This window comes from Kitasatospora sp. NPDC002543, from assembly GCF_053594915.1.
In genome coordinates, this window is the sequence record NZ_JBSFWR010000004.1 from 27261 (window position 1) to 46472 (window position 19212).

The following is a 19212-nucleotide window of genomic DNA, read 5'->3' on the forward strand; positions in this document are numbered from 1 at the left end:
GGCGGCGTGCGGAGGCGGCGATGGGTGATCTGACGGACCGACTGGCGCAGGGCCTCCCGGACGGGGCCGTCGTGGTGGACCCGGACGTGACGGCCGCGTACCGCCACGACATGGCGGGCTTCTGCGCGGCCGGGCAGCCCGCGGTGGTGGTGTTCCCGGAGACGGTCGAGCAGGTGCAGCACGTGCTGCGCACCGCGACCGCGCTGAACGTCCCGGTGGTGCCGCAGGGCGCCCGGACCGGTCTCTCGGGTGCGGCGAACGCCGTGGACGGCTGCGTCGTGCTGTCGCTGGTGAAGCTGAACCGGATCCTGGAGATCGACCCGGTGAACCGGATCGCGGTGGTCGAGCCCGGCGTGGTGAACGCCGAACTCTCCCGCGCCGTCGAGGAGTCGGGCCTCTCGTACCCGCCGGATCCGTCCAGCTGGGAGTCCTGCACGATCGGCGGCAACATCGGCACCGGGGCGGGCGGGCTCTGCTGCGTGAAGTACGGCGTCACCAGCGAGTACGTGCTCGGGCTGGACGTGGTGCTGGCCGACGGGCGGCTGCTGTCCACCGGCCGCCGGACGGCGAAGGGCGTGGCCGGGTACGACCTGACCAGGCTGTTCGTGGGCTCGGAGGGGACGCTCGGCGTGGTGGTCCGGGCGGTCCTGGCGCTGCGGCCGGCGCCCGCCCCGCAGCTGGCGCTGGCGGCGGAGTTCCCGAGCGCGGACGCGGCCGGGGCGGCGGTCTGCGAGGTGATGGCGCGCGGGCTGACCCCGTCGCTGATGGAGCTGATGGACGCGGTCTCGGTGCGGGCCGTCAACGAGTTGGGGCGGATGGGGCTGCCGGAGTCCACCCAGGCGCTGCTGCTGGTGGCCTTCGACGGGCCGGACCGGGTGGCCGAGCTGGCCCGGGCCGCGCGGCTGTGCCGGGAGGCCGGCGCGACCGAGGTGGTGCCGGCCGAGGACCAGGCGGAGTCCGATCTGCTGCTGGCGGCCCGGCGGATGGCGCTGCCCGCGCTGGACCGGCTGGGCACCACGATGATCGACGACGTGGCCGTGCCGCGCTCCCGGCTGGCGGAGATGCTGAACGGTGTCGCGGTGATCGCCGAGCGGAACGGGCTGACCATCGGGGTGGTCAGTCACGCCGGGGACGGCAACACCCACCCGATCGTCATCTTCGACGGCTCGGACGAGGGGCAGACGGCCCGCGCCCAGCGCTCCTTCGACGAGATCATGGCGCTCGGGCTGGAGCTGGGCGGCACGATCACCGGGGAGCACGGGGTGGGCCTGCTGAAGCGGGACTGGCTGGCCCGTGAGCTGGGCCCGGTGGCGTTGGAGTTGCAGCGGCAGTTGAAGACGGTCTTCGATCCGCTGGGCATCCTGAATCCCGGGAAGATGATCTGATCCACCCGCTCCCGGAGTCATCCGGCCGGCATCCCGGAGGCACCCCGGCGGCCGCTCCGCGTCGACACCCCTCCCATTGCGGTGTGATCGTCCGATGGTCTGTGAATGGCTCGAAAAGTCGACACGGGAGGGTGAGCGAACTTTCTCGGGGCGCGTTTTCCGTTCGTACGCGCCGGGGTGGTGCGCCCAGCGGATCGTGTGACACCGGTGCGCCGACGCCGAGGGTGTCCCGGCCGGTCGTCCGGTGGGTGAATCCCCAGCTCAGCCGGGGTGTGGCGCCCGTGGTTCCGCAATTCGAGCTGCTATGCGCGATCTGTTCGGATATCACGCGAACGGGCGAAATTCGCCGCGCGGGCTGGCGCTTTGTCGATTTGTTGCGGAAGTCTGTCTCCCGGCGTCGCAGCCCGTAGGCGTTCGTCCGGCGGACGGACCTTGCGCACCTTGATCGACCATCGCGCGACAAGCAGCTTCCTGGAGGCACCCATGGCACGCACCCACCCCGGCCGAACAGCCGGGCTCCTGCTGGCCGGCCCACTCGCGGCCGGCCTGCTGCTGGCGGGGGCCGGGGCTGCCGCCGCCGACGACGGCGCGGCCGCCGAGCCCGGCTCCGACACCGGGGTGGTCTCCAACACCGGTACCGGCAACGCGTTCGGCGGGGTCGACGGCAACTACGTCTCCACCCAGCAGACCGCCACCGGCCCCGGCGCCTCGAACCAGGACAACACCCTCGCGGTGAAGGACAACGGGGGCACCGTGCAGGCGGGCCAGGGCAACAAGGACATCAACGTCGTCGTCGCCCCGACCTTCAACTGACCAACTGACCGGCCGACCGGCCGACCGATCGACTCCCCGGCCGCACGGCCGGGGGCGGCACCGGGCACCACGAACGGCGGGGGCGCCGGACGTGGGTGTCCGCGGGTGAGCTGAGCAGCCGCGGACGGGCCCGGCCGGGATCGGAACGGCCGCGACGGACACCGGGCCACCGACACACCGCAGCCAACGCCACACCGCACCAGAGGGATCACCACAGGGAACACCAGAGGGAAGACGCATTCGACCGGCCGGCGGAAAGGGTCACCGCGAAACCGGTCTCGTGGGCGGTGCCGCCATCGGCACCGCCCACGAGTGCGTCCGGCGCCGGTCCGCTCGGCCTCCGCCCCGGATTTCCCGCCCGACCGGCCGCCGTACCCCCGCCGACCGGCCCGGATCCGTCCACGGAGGGCCCGCGCCCGGGCCCGTCGGCGGACGGCGGTACGGTTGCGCTCCGACAGCGCACCCACGTGCCCGGGCCAGGAAGGCCCGGCCGGGGCGGCGATCGCGGCAAACGGAAGGAAGGGCGCGCGATGGCGGCGGAGGAGGAAGGCCTGACCGGCCCGGACGGAACCGGTTCCGCACCGGAGCCGGCCACGGAACCGGCCACCGAGCCGGCCGCGCAGGCGTGCCCGGAGCCGTCGGCCGAGCCGCTCCACGAGCACCGGTCCGGCCCGCGGTCCGTCCCCGAACTGCTGCTCGGCCGCCCGCCGATGGCCCGCCCGCTGCCGTCCTTCGACCACGAGGCCGCCCCCGTCCGGCCCGGCCCGCTGTTCGCGGACTGGCTCGCCACCGCGCTGCACGCCGGCGTGTTGGACCCGCAGGCCTTCACCCTCTCGACCGTCGACGCCGACGGCATGCCGGACGCCCGGGTGCTGGTGCTGCGCGACGTCGACGCGACCGGCACCGGCTGGAACTTCTCCGCGGACGCCGACAGCCCCAAGGGCCGTCAGCTCGCCGACCACCCGGCCGCCGCGCTGACCGTCTACTGGCCGCAGCTGGGCCGCCAGGTCCGGGTGCGCGGCACCGTCGAGCGGGCCGCCGACCTGGTCGCCGCCGCCGAGTTCGCCACCCGCTCCCCCGCCGCCCGGGTCGGTGCGCTGGTCGGGAGGCAGAGCGAGCCGCTGGGCTCGTTCGCCGAGTACGACGAAGCCGTGGCGGTCGCCCGCCGCCGGCTGGAGACGCACCCGGACGCGGTCGCGTCCGGGCACGCCGTCTACACCCTGTGGGCGCACGAGGTGGAGTTCTGGCAGGGCGACGCCCAGCGTCGGCACATCCGGCTGCGCTACACCCGCACCGGCCCGGTCAGCTCGCCGGAGTGGTCGCGCACCCTGCTCTGGCCGTAGTCCGCCCCCGGCGCGCCGGGGGCGGAAGGGGAGCGGAAGGGGGCTACCGTCGCCCGGTCAGCGTGGCGCCCACGCTGGCCGCGACCACGCAGCCGATCCCGGCCAGCTGCGGCAGGCCCAGCAGCTGGCCCAGCACCACCAGCCCGACCAGCGCGCTGACCGCCGGCTCCAGGCTGACCAGCACGCTGAACACCCGCTGCGGCATCCGCCGCAGCGCGGTCATCTCCAGCGCGTACGGGATCACCGGCAGCAGCAGCGACACCCCGGCCACCGCGGCGAGCAGCGCCACCGGCGAGGCGTCGGGCGCGGTCAGTCCGTGCCAGGCCTGGCCGAGTCCGAACGGCGCCAGCGTCAGCGCGCCGACCGTCATCGACACCGCCAGGCCCTGGAACCCCTGGAAGGTCGCGCCGACCTTGTCGGTGAAGAGGATGTACACGGCGTAGCAGGCGGCCGCCCCGAAGGCGTACAGCAGGCCGACCGGGTCGAGCGAGCCGCCGCCGTCCCCCTCGCCGAGCAGGGTCAGCAGCACCACACCCGCGGCCGCGAGCAGCGCCCAGAGCAGGTGGCTGGCGCGCCGGGCGAAGACCAGGGCGACGGCGAGCGGGCCGAGGAACTCGATGGTCGCGGCGGTGCCCATCGGCAGCCGGTCGATGGCCCCGGCGAACAGGAAGGTCATCCCGGCCGAGGCCATGCCGAGCAGCGCGGCCGCGGCGAGGTCGCGCGGGCGCTTGTCGCGCAGCTTCGGCCGGGTCACGGCGAGCAGGATGACGGCGGCGAAGCTCAGCCGCAGGAAGGTCGTGCCGCTGACCCCGAGCGGGCCGAACAGCGGCTTGGACAGCGCGATGCCGGTCTGCACCAGGAACATCGCGACCAGACAGAGAAGCGGCGCCGGGATCCTCTCCGGGCGCCGCAGGACCTTGCCGAACCGGCCGGTGGACCGGCCGGCGTGGACTTCGGGTGGCGCCGCGGGTCCGGACGCCCCGCCTCGTCGCCGGCTCCCCCGCTCGCCGGCGGGCTCGCCCTTGGGGGAGGGCGGCATGGCCAGGGCCTCGGCGACGGCGGCGGCCGACGACGAGGCTGCGGGGGTTTCGCTGGTATGGGAGGTGGGCATATTCGTGAGTTTGCCGTAAGGAGTGATGAACCAGCAAGCTCGTTACAAAAATCGGGACGGATCCGGACGGGTGCGTCCGAAAGGGTGGACTCCCGAGGGCGCTGCGGCGTGGTTGCCACCGAAGCCCGACGGACCGTCAGTATCAAGGCGGGGTGCGCCATCTCCGCTCCGTTGCCCTCCTCGCCGCCGCCCTCGTGCTCCTGCTGGCCACCGACGGGGCGGGCGTGGACGCCGAAGCCACCGTCCCGGCCGCCTTCGCCGCCCCCCGCATCCGGGCCGTCACGCTGCCCGACCGGTCCGGCCCGCCGCGGGCCCGCGACACCTGGCGCGGCCCCGCCTTCGACGCCTGTACCGCACCACCGCTCGACACCCTGAAGGCCTGGCGCGACACCTCCCCGTACGGGGCGGTCGGCATCTACACCAGCGGCTCCCAGCGCGGTTGCAGCCAGCCGCGGCTCACCGCCGAGTGGGTGCGCCAGGTGCGGGCGCTGGGCTGGCGGTTCCTGCCGGTGCACGTCGGGCTGCAGGCGCCGTGCGCCGACCCGAGCCACAAGCCCAAGCGGATCGACCCGGCGAGGGCCGCCGAGCAGGGCCGGGACGAGGCGGGCGAGGCCGCCCGGGCCCTGCGCGCGCTCGGTCTCGCCAAGGGCAGCCCGGTCTACCTGGACATCGAGGCCTACCCGATGCGCGACGCGGCCTGCGGCCAGGCCGTGGTCGACTTCACCCTCGGCTGGACGGCGGGCCTGCACGCCGCCGGCTACCGCTCCGGCTTCTACTCCAGCCTCGACTCCGGCATCGCGGACCTCGCCGCCGCCGCCCGGGCCGGCAGCTCCCCGATGCCCGACGCGCTCTGGTACGCCCGCTGGGACGGCCAGGCCGACACCGAAGGCTCCGGCGGCCTCGCCCCCGACCTCTGGAGCTTCCACCAGCGCGTCCACCAGTACCACGGCAACGTCGAGGAGACCTTCGGCGGCGCCACCCTCACCGTCGACCGCAACCACGTGGACGGCCCGACCGCCGGCTGAGACCCGCGGGTAGGGTGACCCCCGATCGAGCACGGGGGGAACGGCATGGCCGACAGTCAGGGGTACGGCGCCACCGGCGGACACGGCGCGCCGCCGCAGCGGCAGCACCCGTACGGGCAGCCGCCGCACGGCGCGCCGCAGTACGGGCGGAACCCGTACGCGCAGCCGCAGTACGCGCAGCCGCAGTACGCGCAGCCGCAGTACGCGCAGCCGCAGTACTCCCGGAATCCGTACGCGCAGAACCCGTACGCCCGGCCCGTGCCGCCGCAGCCCGCGAACGGCCTCCCGAACGGCCTCCCCGGCGGCCCGCAGGGCTCCCCGGCCGGCGGCTTCCCCGGCCCCGCGCCGCGCCGCAACCGCCTGGCGGTGCTGATCCAGTTCCTGCTCCAGTGGATCTACGCCCCGCTCTGGATCCTCGGCCTGGTGCTCCTCCTCGTCGTCCTGATCCTCGCCGACAACGTCGGCGGGTCCGGCCCCAGCTCCGACGGCTGGCTGAAGGTCAACCGCAGTTTCATCCCGCCGCGCCGGCTGCGGGCCGAGCTCACCGGCCGCCCGGAGGACTGGGAGCGCTACGTCGCCCCGGTCCTGGCGCGCCGGATCGCCGCCGCCGAGGCCGCGCACGCGGCCGGTGACGGCGAACTGCAGGCGGACCTCGGCCGGGTGGTGGGGACCCGGCTCGCGCTGCGGCTCTACCGGGGCCTCGGCGCGGCCGGCGTGGTGCGGCTCGCCGAGCGGCACGGCTGGCACGGCGTGGCGTCCGGGACCGACGCCGGGCACGTCCGGCTCGCCCGCCACTTCCCCGCCCCGGCCACCCTGGACGCGCCCTCCCCGCAGGGCCCGCCCGCGGCCCCCGGCACCCCGTGGGGGCCGCAGCCGGTCCGCTTCGCGCCGCTGCTGCCCTTCGTCTTCCTGCTCCAGATCGTCTACGTCCCGGTGTACGGCCTGCTCACCTTCTGGGTGAGCCGCCCGGAGCCCGACTACTGGGACCGCTGGGGCGCCCGCTGGACGGTCGGCCCGCGCGCGTTCCGCGCCGAGTTCACGAACAGCCCCGCCGCCTGGGACCGCCACATCCGCCGCATCCTCGAACGCGACACCAAGCGCATCCGCTCCGCCGCCGCCGGCACCGCGGCCCCCGCCGCTTCCGCCACCCGCACCCCCGCGCACCGCATCCACCTCAAGCGGGCCACCTACCGCGGCGCCGGGGCCCACCGGGCCCTGGCCATCGCCGCCGAACAGGGCTGGACCCTCGACCCGGCCTACGCCCCCGACCCCGCCAACTCCCTCCGCCTCGTCCGCCCGGACCTCCCCTGAGGCCTGCCCGCCGGTCGTCCCCGGGGGGCGCGACGACCGGCAGAACGGGCCCTCGGGGCACCGGGGGCGGAACCGGGACGAATCCGTGATCCGTGCAACTGGGCCGGGATACTGACAGCGGGGGGTGGGGGCGGCACAATCGGGCACGTCCGCGCGCATTACCGCCCGGTAGGTGTCGCAGGCGCAGCCCCCAGTGCCGCCAGGTCGAGGAGGACCCGTGTTCAGCACGATGCAGGACGTACCGCTCACCGTCGCCCGGATCCTGGAGCACGGATCGACGATCCACGGCCGGTCGACCGTGACCACCTGGGACGGCACGGGCCCGGTGACCCGCACGTACGCGGAGGTCGGCGCCCGCGCCGCCCAGCTCGCCTGGGCCCTGCGCGACGAGCTCGGCTGCGCGGAGGAGAGCGTCGTAGCGACGCTGATGTGGAACAACACCGAGCACCTGGAGGCGTACCTCGCCGTCCCCTCGATGGGGGCCGTGCTGCACACGCTGAACCTGCGACTGCCGTCCCAGCAGCTGTCGTTCATCGTCAACCACGCCGCCGACCGCGTGATCATCGTCAACGGCAGCGTCCTGCCGCTGCTCGCCGCCGTCCTCCCGGACCTCGCGCCGACCCTCAAGCACATCGTGGTGAGCGGTCCCGGCGACCGCTCGGTGCTGGCCGGCTTCGCGGGCGGCGTGCACGACTACGACGAGCTGATCGCCGGCCGGCCCACCGAGTACCCCTGGCAGCAGGACATCGACGAGCGGCAGGCCGCGGTGCTCTGCTACACCTCCGGCACCACCGGGGACCCGAAGGGCGTGCTCTACAGCCACCGCTCGGTCTACCTGCACTGCCTCCAGGTCAACACCGGCGACAACTTCGCCTTCACCCCGCGCGACACCGCGCTGCCGGTGGTCCCGATGTTCCACGTCCAGGCCTGGGGCATCCCGCACGCCGCGTTCATGTCCGGCGCCAACCTGCTCATGCCGGATCGTTTCCTCCAGCCCAAGCCGATGGCCGAGATGATCGCCGCCGTCCGCCCGACCGTCAGCGCGGCCGTCCCCACCATCTGGGCCGGACTGCTGGACGAGCTGGACGCGGGCGACTACGACACCTCCAGCCTGCGCATGGTGGTCATCGGCGGCAGCGCCTGCCCGCCCTCGCTGATGAAGGCCTACGAGGAGCGCCACGGCATCCGGGTGCTGCACGCCTGGGGCATGACCGAGACCTCCCCGCTCGGCTGCTTCGCCCAGCCGCCGGGCGGCCTCACCCCCGAGCAGGAGTGGCCGTACCGGATCACCCAGGGGGTCTTCCCGGCCTCCGTCGAGGCCCGGCTGATCGGCCCCGGCGGCGAGCGGATGCCCCACGACGGCGTCTCGGCGGGCGAGCTGGAGGTGCGCGGCCCGTGGATCGCCGGGGCGTACTACGGCGGCGCCGGCCAGGACCCGGTCCGCCCGGACGACAAGTTCTCCGAGGACGGCTGGCTGCGCACCGGCGACGTCGGCACCATCACCGCCGACGGCTACCTGACCCTCACCGACCGGGCCAAGGACGTCATCAAGTCCGGCGGCGAGTGGATCTCCTCGGTCGAGCTGGAGAACGCCCTGATGGCCCACCCCGACGTGGCCGAGGCCGCCGTGGTCGCCGTCCCGGACGAGAAGTGGGGCGAGCGCCCGCTGGCCACCGTGGTGCTGCGCCCGGGCGCGACCGTGGGGCTGAAGGAACTGCGGGCCTTCCTCGGCGAGCGGGTCGCCTCCTGGCAGCTGCCGGAGCGCTGGGCGATCGTGGAGTCGGTGCCGAAGACCTCGGTCGGCAAGTTCGACAAGAAGGTGATCCGAGCCGGCTACGCGGCCGACGAACTGGACGTCACGGTGCTCGGCAAGGAGTGACCGCCGAGGCGTGACCGTCGAGGCGTGACCGACGAATGAGGGCCGGCCGCCCCCGTACCGAACGGGGGCGGCCGGCCCTTCCGCGCACCGGGTCAGCCCGCGGCGGCGACGCCCGCCTCGCCCATCGCGCCGATCCGCCCGAGCAGGTCGACGATCCGGGACTGGACGTCCTCGCTGGTCGAGCGCTCGGCGAGGAACAGCACCGTCTCGCCGGTGCGCAGCCGGGGCAGTTCGCGCGGGTCGAGGTCCACCGAGGTGTAGACCACCAGCGGGGTGCGGTGCAGCCGGTCGTTGGCGCGCAGCCAGTCCAGCAGGCCGACCCGGCGGCGGCGGATCTGCAGCAGGTCCATCACCACCAGGTTGGGCTGCACGCTGCTGGCCCGGGCCACCGCGTCGTTCTCGTCCACCGCGTGTTCGACGTGCATGCCGCGCCGTTCCAGGCTGCTGATCATGGCGGCGGCGATGTCCGGGTCTCCCTCGACCAGCAGCACTCGGGGGGCGTGGTGCTCGCCGTCGCGCGGGGCGAGGGCACGCAGCAGGACGGCCGGGTCGGCCCCGTACGCGGCGTCCCGGGTGGCCTGGCCGAGGCCGGCGGTGACCAGCACCGGGACCCTGCGGTTGAGCGCCGCGGTGCGCAGCGACTGGAGTGCGGTGCGGGTGATCGGGCCGGTCAGCGGGTCGACGAAGAGGGCGGCGGGGAAGCCGGGGACCTGGGCGTCCACCTCCTCGCGGGAGCGCACGATCACCGGCAGGTAGCCGCGCGCCTGGAGGGCCTGCTTGGTGGCGGGGTCGGGCTCCGGCCAGACCAGCAGCCGGCGGGTGTTGGCGAGTTCGCCGGTCGGGGCCGGCGCCTGCTCGGGGCCGGGCCGCTCCTCGGCGGCGGGCAGCGCGGCCCGGGCGGGCGGCAGCGCGGCACGGGCGCCGTCGGCCGGGACGGGCTGCTGCGGAGCGGTGGCGGGCACCGGTCCCAGCGGACGCGGCGGGGCGAGCTCGCCCAGGCCGGTGCCGACCGGTCGCGGGCCGGACGGCTCCTCGGCGGTGGGCAGCGCGGCCCGGGCCGGTGCCAGCGCGGTGCCGGGGGCGGACTGCTGGGCCTGGCCGGCCTGGTCGGCCTGGTCGGCCGGACCGGAGGCGTTCACCAGGGCGTCCGGGCCGGGCCCCGGGGGGACGGCCAGCCGGCGGCGGCGCCCGGTCGGCGCGGTGGCGGTCGGTTCGGGCAGCGCGGGCGGCGGGCCGACCGGCAGGGCGTGTTCCAGACCGGGGTAGACCGGGGTGTCGGCCGCGCCGGGCAGGGCGAAGCCGCCGGGGGCCTCCTCGGTCGAGGGCAGCGCGCGGCGGCGCCGGTGCTTGGTCTCGCCCTGGGCCTGCTCCTGGCCGGCCTCGGCGGTCGGGGTGCCGCCGGGCGGGGTCCCGTCCTGGGCGGCGGGCGCGGGCGCCGGGCCGAGTGCGAGCGGTTCGCGGCCGGAGCGGTTCGGCTGCGCCCGGTGGCCCTCGACGGGCACGGCGTAGGCGGGGCCGGAGCGGCCGTCGTCCTTGCCCCACGGGTCGCTCTGGGCGCCGTCCGGTCCGGCCAGGCCCTGGCGGCCGTACGCGGGGTCGTTGCCGGTGCCGTTCCACTGCTCGGGGACGGCCCGTTCGACCCGGGCGGGGGCGTTCGGCCACTGCTCGGCCGGGGTGCCGGCGGCGCCGGGCACGGCGGGGGCTTCGGCCGCCGGGCGGCCCCGGCGGCCGCGCCGCTCGGCGGGCGGCTCCTCGGCGGGCGCCTGCTCCGTTGCGGATGCCGCGGCGGCCGCGGGGTCCGAGACGGCCGCGGGGGCCGAGGGGACCACGGAGGCGGCAGCCGTCGCGGGGGCCGGGGAAGCGTCGGGGGCCGCGACCGCGGAGGTGGCGGCGGTGGCTTCGGCCGTCTCGGGGCCGGGCCGCTCGCCGGCCGTCGCGGTCTCGGCGTTCTCACCGCTGCTGGGCAGCTGCGGGATGCCCGGAAGCTCGGGCAGGACGGCGCTGTCGCTCTCCTTGGGCCGGTCGGAGCGGCCCTCGGCGGCGGCGCGCTCGGCGGCGGCCTTGGCGGCGACCGGGTCCAGCGGCAGTTCGACGACGTACGTGGTGCCGGTCTTGCCGGGCAGCTCGTGCGGCTGGAGCACACCGCCGTGCCGCTCGACCACCGTGCGGGCTATCGGCAGGTGGACGGGGCTGCCGCCGACGCCGGGGCCGCGGATCTCGACCCGGGCGACCTCACCGCGCTGGGCGGAGGCCAGCACGACGGTCGGCGGCTCGGGGGCGGGCGGCAGCGCGGGCGCGGCGGCGCCGTTCAGCCCGGGCACGGCCAGACCGGGGGAGGGGGCGGCGGGGGCGTCCAGCGCCAGTCCGATGCCGCTGACGTCGGCGACCAGGTGGGCCAGCGCCTGGGCCAGCCGCCGCTCGTCGGCGATCACCTCGACCGCGGCGGCGTGCACCGAGAACCGGACCCGGCCGGGGCCGACCAGTTCGCCGGCCTCCTCGACGGCCCGGCGGACCACCGTGTCCAGACCCACCGGCACCCGGGCCGCGGTCTTCCGCCCGTCCTTGCCGTCCTTGGGGTCCTTGCCCTCCTTGCCGGCCTTGGGCTCCTTGCCGTCCTTGGCCTCGGAGCCGCCGGACTCGCCGGCCTCGCAGCGCTGGTGGTCGAGCACCCCGTCGATCAGCTTCCCGAACCGGCGGCACTCGGCGGCCAGCCGGCGCAGCGTCCAGTTCGCCTCCGGCCAGAGCTGGCCGGCCGGGTCGGCGGCGAGGGCGTCGAGCCGCTGGTTCAGCGCGTTCAGCGCGCCGCCCAGCTCGCTCTCCAGGACGGCGGTGAGGTGCTCGTTGCGGGCGACCAGGGCGAGTTCGCGGCTGCGGTCGGTGAAGGTCATCACCGCGCCGACCAGCTGGTCGCCGTCCCGGACGGGGGCGGTGGTGAGGTCGACGGTGACGGGCCGGCCGTCCTTGCGCCACAGCACGGTGCCGCGCACCCGGTGCTTGCGCCCGGAGGTCAGGGTGTCCAGCAGCGCCGACTCCTCCAGCGCCAGCGGGGTGCCGTCGGCCCGGGAGTGCTGGATCAGCGGGTGCAGTTCGCGCCCGCCCAGCTCGCTCGCCCGGTACTCCAGGATGTGCGCGGCGGCCGGGTTGACCAGCACGCAGCGGCCTTCGAGGTCCACGCCGAGCACGCCCTCGGCGGCGGCGCGCAGGATCATCTCGGTCTGCTTGTGCTGGCGGCGCAGTTCGGCCTCGACGCCCAGCCGGCCGGAGAGGTCGCGGACCAGCAGCAGGAGCAGGTCGGAGGAGGAGGGCGAGTTCTCCCGGTACGAGTCGTACGGGGAACGCGCGTAGCCGCGGCCGTCGCCGTCGTCGGCGAAGTCGTTGCCGGAGACCTCGACCGGGAAGGTGGTGCCGTCGGTGCGGTGGGCGGTCATCCGGACCGGGCGGTCCGGGGCGTCGCCGTCACGGTTGGCCGGGCGCATCGAGCCGGGGATCCGGCTGGGGTCGAACTCGGGGAGCAGGCCCAGTACGCCCATGCCGACCAGCGAGGTGCCCGGTGCCTGCAACGCCTGGACCGCCGCGCTGTTGGCGTCCACGACGGTGCCGTTGCTGTTCACCAGCAACAACGCGTCGGGCAGGGCGTCGAGTATGGCGGCGAGGCGAGCAGCGCCTCGGATCGGCCTGCTGCTCACGTCGACAGGTCTCCTCGGCTCGGGGCAGCTCCTCCGGAGACGGCAGTATCTCATTCTTCTTTGCGGCGGGGACGACCCGCCTAGTAACGTTGGCGGTGGTTGGTGCCGAGCCCCAGGGTTGTGGCATCATCACTGACACACGGAACGGCTCCGCTCGCGCGGGGACGGTCCATGTGGGGAGGCTTCGCCTAGTCCGGTCTATGGCGCCGCACTGCTAATGCGGTTTCGGGGTTATTCCTGATCGAGGGTTCAAATCCCTCAGCCTCCGCCAGTCGGGAGCCCCCGTCGACGATCTCGTCGGCGGGGGCTCTTCGCGTTCCCGGGCGCGGTCCGGAGTGATCCGGGGCGGGCCCGGGGCGGTCGTGAGCAGCCCGGACCCCGTCCCCGGCGGGCTCCGGGGGAGGCCGGAGCGGGCCCGGCGGAGGCCCGGATCAACCGATTTCGTCCTGCGCCGCAGGTCATGTAATGTTGTCCCCGCAACGCCCCGGAGACAACGTTCACCAGGGCGAGCGCTCATAGCTCAACGGATAGAGCACTTGACTACGGATCAAGAGGTTGCAGGTTCGAATCCTGCTGAGCGCACCAAACTCCGCAAGATCGGGTTCGCCCGTTCCTTGCGCTCATAGCTCAACGGATAGAGCACTTGACTACGGATCAAGAGGTTGCAGGTTCGAATCCTGCTGAGCGCACCATCGAGAAGCCCCCGGCCACCGGCCGGGGGCTTCTCCCTTTTTCCGGGACGCCCGGCGGGTGAATCGAACAGGACCTCGCGGTGGATGGTCCCGTCCCGGAGGCCGGTGTCCGCCGGATGGGTCCGGACCTCCCGTTCCCGCGTCCGTTCGGGTGGTGTCGATTGCCGCCTAATGGATGAAATGCAGCCGTTTCGGGTACATCCCGTCCTGCCGCCCGGATGACCGCCGAACGGGTGGGACACGGCCAAAAGCACAGGTGTCGCAGTATGACCGGCTCGGGATCGTGATTCCTTTTTGTCGGATCTTGTGCAGACTGCCCACCTCCCCGGCAGCCGACCGCGAAGGAGAGCCGGATGAGCCGACAGTTTTCCCGCACGGCTGCCGCCCTGGCCGTCCTCGCGAGCGGGCTGCTGACCCTGTGGAACGCCCCGCTCTCGGCGGCCCGGCAGTCCCCCGACGTCTGGTCCGCCGAGCACCGGGCGGTGCTGCCCTCCGGGCTCTCGGTCCGGATCGATGCCGAAGCCGCCCCGGGAACGGCCGTCACCGCGGAGCCGGGCGAGCTCGCGGACCGGACCGCGACCGGCAGCGCCGCCGCCGCCCACTACACCGACGGAACGCGCCCCGGGGATTCTGCGCAGACCTTCGCCTTCGCCCCCGACCGCCCGCAGGCGGACGGCTCCTGGCACACCGTGGGAACGCTCAGGCTGGACTTCTCCCAGCCGGTCCGCAACCCCCGGCTGCACCTCAGCGGCCTGGCCGCGCTCGCCACCGGGGCCTCCGGCAGCACCAGCACGGCGGCCCGGCTGACCCTCACCGGCGGCTCACCGGCCGCCCCCTCCCTGGTCGACCGCACGGACTGGTCCGGCTGGACGGTCGACGGCAACGTCCTCGCCCCGGCGAGCCCGGACGGGGCCCTGGACGGCGATCCCGGTTCGGCGGCCGAGGGCTCGCTGGAGCTGGCCGGGACGGTCCGCACCGCGGTCTTCCGGATCGAGCAGCGCTCCGTCGCCCGGGCCGGCAGCACCACCGCCCCGCCCGCCCTGCGCCAGGCCTACACCGTCACCGTCGACGAGGGCCTCGGCACCGCGCCGCAGGACTACGGCAACGCCTCGCACGTCGTGTCCGACCTCTCCCTGGGGGCCGACGCGACCGGACCGGCGCGCACCGGAGGCACCCGCGCCGTCGAGGCCCCGGACGGCGGTCCGCTGGTCCGGCTCGACCGGGCGGCCGGCCCGCGCACCCCCTTCGCCGGCCCGCAGACCAGGCTCCAGCCCGGCCGCGGCGAGTACCGGGGCGCCGACCCGTCGCTCGCCTTCCCCACCGACGCCGCGATCGGCCGCTACTACCGGCTCACCGTGCCGGTCGCGGTCGGGGACCGGCCCGCCACCCTGGCCGGCTGGATCGACTTCGGCCACACCGGCCGGTTCGACCCCACCGGGCGGGTGCAGACCGAGATCCCGCCCGGCGCCGACACCGCCACCCTCGAATGGACCGTCCCGCCCGGCGCGGCCTCGGGCGAGACCTGGGCCCGGCTGCGGATCGGCCGCGACGGCGGACAGCTCGTCTCCTCCGGCGGGTTCGCCGACTCCGGACAGGTCACCGACCAGCTGATCCAGCTGATCGTCGGCGCCGCCCGGCCGGAGATCGCCGAACCGGTGGACGGCGCCGTCCTCGCCGACGCCCGCCCGCGGATCAGCGGCGGGGGCGCGGTGTCCGGCGCCACGGTGGAGGTCCGGGAGGGCGACACCACGCTCTGCGAGGCCAAGGCCGGGAAGGACGGCGCCTGGTCCTGCCGCCCCGGTACGGCGCTGGCCGCAGGCCCGCACGCCCTCACCCCGGTGGAGACCACCGGCGGAGGCGTGGTGCTGCGCGGCGAGCCCGTGAAGGTCGGCGTGAAGACCGTTCCGCCGGGCGCCCCCACCCTCACCGTCCCCGCGTACACCAACGACCCGGGGCTCCGGCTCGGCGGCACCGGCGAGGCGGGCAGCACCGTCTCGGTCGTCGAGCAGGGCTCGAAGGACGAGCTGTGCATCACCGGGGTGCCGGCGGACGGCCGCTGGTCCTGCCTGCCGGTGGAGAACCTGACGGACGGGAAGCACCTGCTCACCCCGGTCGCGGTCGACGTGGCCGGCAACCGGACGACCGGGACGCCGGTCGAGCTGGTCGTCGACACCGGCCTGCCGGAGCGGCCGGTGCTCACCGCGCCGGCCCCCGGGGAGACGCTGCGGGTCAGCCGCCCGAAGCTGGCCGGCCGGGCCGACCCGGACGCGAACGTGCTGGTCACCGCCCGGGCCGAGGCGGGCACGGACGCCGACCGGCGGACGGTGCTGTGCGGGGCGACGGCGGCGCTCGACGGGAGCTGGAGCTGCACGGCCAACCGGGACCTGACGGACGGGGAACACTGGCTGATCGTCACGGCAACCGACCGGGCGGGGAACGAGGTCTCGGCGGAACCGGTGAGGGTACGGGTGGACACGGCGGAGGCGGCGGAAGCGGCGCCCGTGCCGGTGGCGCCGAGCCCGTCCGGGGCGAGTCCGGCGGTGCCGAGTGTGGCGGCGCAGAGTCCGGCGGCGGCGGGTGTGGCGTTGCCGAGTCCGGCGGCGCCGGGTGTGGCGGTGCCGAGCCCGTCCGGGGCCGGTCCGACGGGTGCGGCTACGGCGGCGGCGGGCGTTCCGGCCGCTCCGACGGTGACGGCGTCCGCCGCGACGGCTTCGACTCCGGCTCCGAGCCCGACGGCCAGTTCGGTGGCGAGCTCGGCGGCCCCGAGGCCGTCGACGCCCGCCGGGCCGAGTCCGAGCGCCCCTGGCCCGGCGCCGGCCCCGTCGAGTCCGGCGGCCGCGGCGGTGCCCGCGGTGCTGCCGATCGTCGTTCCGCCGGTGGCGGCCCGGCCGGTGACGGAGAGTCCGGTGCCGGCGGGTCCGGCCACGGCGAGTGCGGTGACGACGGGTGCGGCGGCGAGTGCGCGGGCCTCGGGGCCGGCGACGGCCCCGTCGGGGTCCGGGAAGGCGGGTCCGCGGACGTCGTCTCCGGCGGCGCCCACCGTGTCCGCGGTGTCCGCCCCTTCCTCCCGGCCCGTCGCCTCGACCTCATCGACCTCCTCGGCCGGCTCCACGACCCCGCCCGCCGGTGCCGGCGCCTCGCCGGTGGCCGTCGTCGCGGCGAAGTCCGCGGTGAGGCCCGCGCCCTCGCCGACCGGACCGACCGGACCGACCGGGGCCGGCGGGTCCGCCGAGCCCGACCAGCCCGCCGAGGGCGCTGACCGCGCGGCCCGCCCGCTGGCGGCGCCGCCGGCGGAGGCCGCGCAGGACGCGTCGGGGCGGCCCGGGGAGGCCGGCTGGCGCGGTGGGCTCGCCGGAGCCCTGATGGTGCTCACCGGCCTCGGACTGATCGCCCGTCGGGTGCTCTCCCGCAGGTCAGGTGCTCCTCGGCGCTGAACCGGCGCCGAACTGTCCCGACCACCCGCTCATGTGCCTGCGCGTCAGGTCGGCTTTGGATGATTCGTCAGTAAATGTCGACACACCTCGGCTCAAATGTCGCATTTGATGACGTATGAACTTAGCCTGACCCTGGCACTGCCCGTCAGATCCGGGCCGCCCGTTGCGCGACACACCGACCCAGAGGATCCGTGCATGGACGTCACCCGCGATTCTTCGCAGCGACCCGACCACCTTCCCAAGGCGCTTCCGCCGGCCCTGCCGGAACGTTCCGCCGCCGGTTCCAGCCCGCTGGCCAGAGTCACCGCCGTCAAGGCCTTCAAGCAGGGAGGCCCGGCCGACAGCGGTCCGGCGACCACCCCGCTGGCCGTCGTCCCCAGCCCGACGCCGGCCGGGGCGGCGGACCACCGCGACCCGCTGGAGACGGCCGCCCCGGAGACGGTCGAGCTCCCGGAACCGGTGACGGCCGGGGCGCCGGCCGCCACCTCCCGGCGCCCGCCGCGCGCCGACCAGGCGCTGCGCGAGCACCGTGCCACCGCACTGCCCGGCTGGATCGCCCTGCTGGCGGTGCTGATCGGCGTGGCCGGCGCGCTGCTCGTACTGCTGCGCACCGGCGTCATCCCCCACTGGGACGCCCTGCCCGACCTGCGCAGCGGTGCCGCGCGGGAGAGCGGCCGGATGGAGGTGGACGCGCAGTGGATCGCCGCCGCGGCCGCCGCCGGCCTGCTGGTGGTGTTCGCGCTCGCCGGGCTGCTGGCCAACGCGGGCGGCGAGACCCGGGTGCTGACCCGCTGGGGCCGCTACCGGGGCACCGTCCGCCGGACCGGCCTGGTCTGGGTCAACCCGCTGCTGCGCCGCCGTCGGGTGGACGTGCGGCTGCGGCACTGGCGCAGTGAGCCGGTCAAGGTGGTGGACCGCACCGGCACGCCGATCGTGGTCCGGCTGCTGATCGTCTGGCGGGTCAAGGACACCGCGCGGGCGCTGCTGGCGATCGAGGACCACGAGGGCTACCTGCGCGAGCAGGTCCAGGCGGTGCTCACCCGCACCGCGTCCACCCTGCCCTGCGACAGCAACGCCGCGCCCGGCCCGGCACTGCGCGACGGGCAGTGGTTCGCCGACGAGATGACCAGGGCACTCGCCGCCGAGGCCGCCCCGGCCGGTCTGGAGGTCTACTCGGTGCAGCCGCTGGCCCTGGACTACGCGCCCGAGGTCGCCGAGTCGATGCGCCGGCGCCGGCTGGCCGACCTGGACGCGGGCCTGCGCACCGTCCTGGTGGACGACGCGGTGGAGGCGGCGGCGCTCGCCGTCCGCCGTCTGGAGCGGGCGACCGCGCACGAACTGGACGAGGCCGCCCGCAGCGCGCTGATGGAACAGCTGCTGGTCGCCTTCGTCGCCCCGGCCGGAGTGGCCGCTTCGGTACCGTCCCCGGCCGCCCGTGCCGGGCGGAAGGAAGGACGACCCGCATGAGGATAGCCACCGGCGCGTACGCCGAACCCGGGACCGGCCCCGACGGTGATCCCGGTCTGATCGGCTTCGAGGAGCGCCTCGGCAGCATCCCCGCGGTCGCGGGCTGCGGCTGCCCCAACTGCGTCGTCCGGCCACGCACCGCCCGCTCCGCGGCGGCGGTCGGCGGCGGCCGAATACACCGGGCCGTACGGAGCACCTGCCTGGCCACCACCGTGCTGGCGGGGGCCGGCGTCGTCGGCCTGACGGCCGGCGCCGGATCCGCGCACGCCGCCGCCGGGAAGCAGGGCTGGGACGGGTCGAAGTACTGGTTCAAGAACGGTTCCGGCGAGTGGCGTTGGACCAGCCACTACGACGTCTACGCGAGCCGCACCGGGCAGTCCGGCGGCTCGGCCGGCTCCGGCGGCCAGGCCGTCTCCAACGGCTCGGCCTCCTCCGGCGGGATGCGCCAGGGCTGGGACGGATCGAAGTACTGGTTCAAGAACGGCTCCGGCGAGTGGCGTTGGACCAGCCACTACGACGTCTACGCCAGCCGCACCGGGCAGTCCGGCGGGGGTTCCGCCCCGGCTCCCGCGCAGCCCGCACCCCCCGCGAGCCGTCCGTCGGCGAACTCCGCACCGGCCTCCGGGACCATGGAGTCGGCCATCGGCTACGCGCTCGCCCAGCTGGGCAAGCCCTACGTCTGGGGCGGCAACGGGCCGTCCGGCTACGACTGTTCGGGGCTGGTCCAGCAGGCCTACCGGCGCGCGGGGATCAGCCTGCCGCGGGTGGCCGACGACCAGTACGCGGCGACCACGCCGATCAGCGCCGGGCAACTGCGCCGCGGCGACCTGGTGTTCTGGTCCGACAGCGGCCGGGCCTCGGGCATCCACCACGTGGGGATCTACCTGGGCGGCGGCAAGTTCGTGGAGGCGCCGCGGCCGGGCACGACCGTCCGGATCTCGACCCTCAGCCAGGGCTACTACCCGACCCACTTCGGGCGGCCGTGACCACCGAGCGGTAGCCACCGTGCCGCAGCCGCCGTGCCGCAGCCGCCGGCCCCGGCCCCGGCCGCGAGCCGATCCGGGCC

General features: G+C 75.4%; 11 protein-coding genes and 3 tRNA genes. 12 read left to right on the plus strand and 2 right to left on the minus strand.

Going from position 1 to position 19212, the window contains the following annotated elements; all coding sequences use genetic code 11:
* The first annotated feature begins 20 nt into the window (after positions 1–20).
* The 3 genes from ACWD4P_RS03095 (at position 21) to ACWD4P_RS03105 (ending at position 3541) form a co-directional block, all read left to right on the plus strand.
* A complete protein-coding gene (locus ACWD4P_RS03095; protein ID WP_449778379.1) occupies positions 21–1385 on the plus strand; it encodes an FAD-binding oxidoreductase in 1365 nt (454 codons plus the stop codon).
* A gap of 483 nt (positions 1386–1868) precedes the next feature.
* The gene (locus ACWD4P_RS03100; RefSeq protein ID WP_449778380.1) at positions 1869–2198 is read left to right on the plus strand and encodes a hypothetical protein; all 330 of its coding nucleotides are present in this window, start codon (positions 1869–1871) and stop codon (positions 2196–2198) included.
* A 530-nt stretch (positions 2199–2728) separates the two neighbouring features.
* Positions 2729–3541 carry a pyridoxine/pyridoxamine 5'-phosphate oxidase gene (locus ACWD4P_RS03105; RefSeq protein ID WP_359828815.1) on the plus strand — a complete coding sequence of 271 codons (813 nt, stop codon included), beginning with the start codon at positions 2729–2731 and terminating at the stop codon, positions 3539–3541.
* A gap of 43 nt (positions 3542–3584) precedes the next feature.
* On the opposite strand, the gene ACWD4P_RS03110 is transcribed toward ACWD4P_RS03105, so the two are convergent.
* Positions 3585–4652 carry an EamA family transporter gene (locus ACWD4P_RS03110; RefSeq protein ID WP_359828816.1) on the minus strand — a complete coding sequence of 356 codons (1068 nt, stop codon included), beginning with the start codon at positions 4650–4652 and terminating at the stop codon, positions 3585–3587.
* 152 nt (positions 4653–4804) lie between these two features.
* On the opposite strand from ACWD4P_RS03110, the gene ACWD4P_RS03115 reads away from it, so the two are divergent.
* The 3 genes from ACWD4P_RS03115 (at position 4805) to ACWD4P_RS03125 (ending at position 8867) form a co-directional block, all read left to right on the plus strand.
* Positions 4805–5677 carry a glycoside hydrolase domain-containing protein gene (locus tag ACWD4P_RS03115; RefSeq protein ID WP_359828818.1) on the plus strand — a complete coding sequence of 291 codons (873 nt, stop codon included), beginning with the start codon at positions 4805–4807 and terminating at the stop codon, positions 5675–5677.
* A 45-nt stretch (positions 5678–5722) separates the two neighbouring features.
* Complete coding sequence (locus ACWD4P_RS03120) at positions 5723–6988, plus strand: hypothetical protein (protein ID WP_449778381.1); 1266 nt, start codon at positions 5723–5725, stop codon at positions 6986–6988.
* A 217-nt stretch (positions 6989–7205) separates the two neighbouring features.
* The gene (locus ACWD4P_RS03125; protein ID WP_359828821.1) at positions 7206–8867 is read left to right on the plus strand and encodes a long-chain fatty acid--CoA ligase; all 1662 of its coding nucleotides are present in this window, start codon (positions 7206–7208) and stop codon (positions 8865–8867) included.
* A gap of 92 nt (positions 8868–8959) precedes the next feature.
* On the opposite strand, the gene ACWD4P_RS03130 is transcribed toward ACWD4P_RS03125, so the two are convergent.
* Entirely contained in the window at positions 8960–12553 is a 3594-nt protein-coding gene (locus ACWD4P_RS03130; RefSeq protein ID WP_449778382.1) for a PAS domain-containing protein, read from the minus strand.
* Between the two features lie 177 nt (positions 12554–12730).
* Here ACWD4P_RS03130 and ACWD4P_RS03135 point away from each other — a divergent pair.
* The 6 genes from ACWD4P_RS03135 (at position 12731) to ACWD4P_RS03160 (ending at position 19132) form a co-directional block, all read left to right on the plus strand.
* Positions 12731–12824: transfer RNA gene (locus tag ACWD4P_RS03135), tRNA-Ser, on the plus strand.
* Between the two features lie 238 nt (positions 12825–13062).
* Positions 13063–13138 (plus strand) — tRNA-Arg (locus ACWD4P_RS03140).
* 31 nt (positions 13139–13169) lie between these two features.
* Positions 13170–13245, plus strand: a tRNA-Arg gene (locus tag ACWD4P_RS03145).
* A gap of 353 nt (positions 13246–13598) precedes the next feature.
* A complete protein-coding gene (locus ACWD4P_RS03150) occupies positions 13599–16679 on the plus strand; it encodes an Ig-like domain-containing protein (RefSeq protein WP_449778383.1) in 3081 nt (1026 codons plus the stop codon).
* Between the two features lie 195 nt (positions 16680–16874).
* Positions 16875–18146 (plus strand): SPFH domain-containing protein, encoded by a 1272-nt coding sequence (locus ACWD4P_RS03155; RefSeq protein ID WP_359820852.1) that lies wholly within the window; start codon positions 16875–16877, stop codon positions 18144–18146.
* A complete protein-coding gene (locus tag ACWD4P_RS03160) occupies positions 18143–19132 on the plus strand; it encodes a C40 family peptidase (protein WP_449778384.1) in 990 nt (329 codons plus the stop codon). The genes ACWD4P_RS03155 and ACWD4P_RS03160 overlap by 4 nt, the downstream gene beginning before the upstream one ends.
* Positions 19133–19212 lie beyond the last annotated feature (80 nt).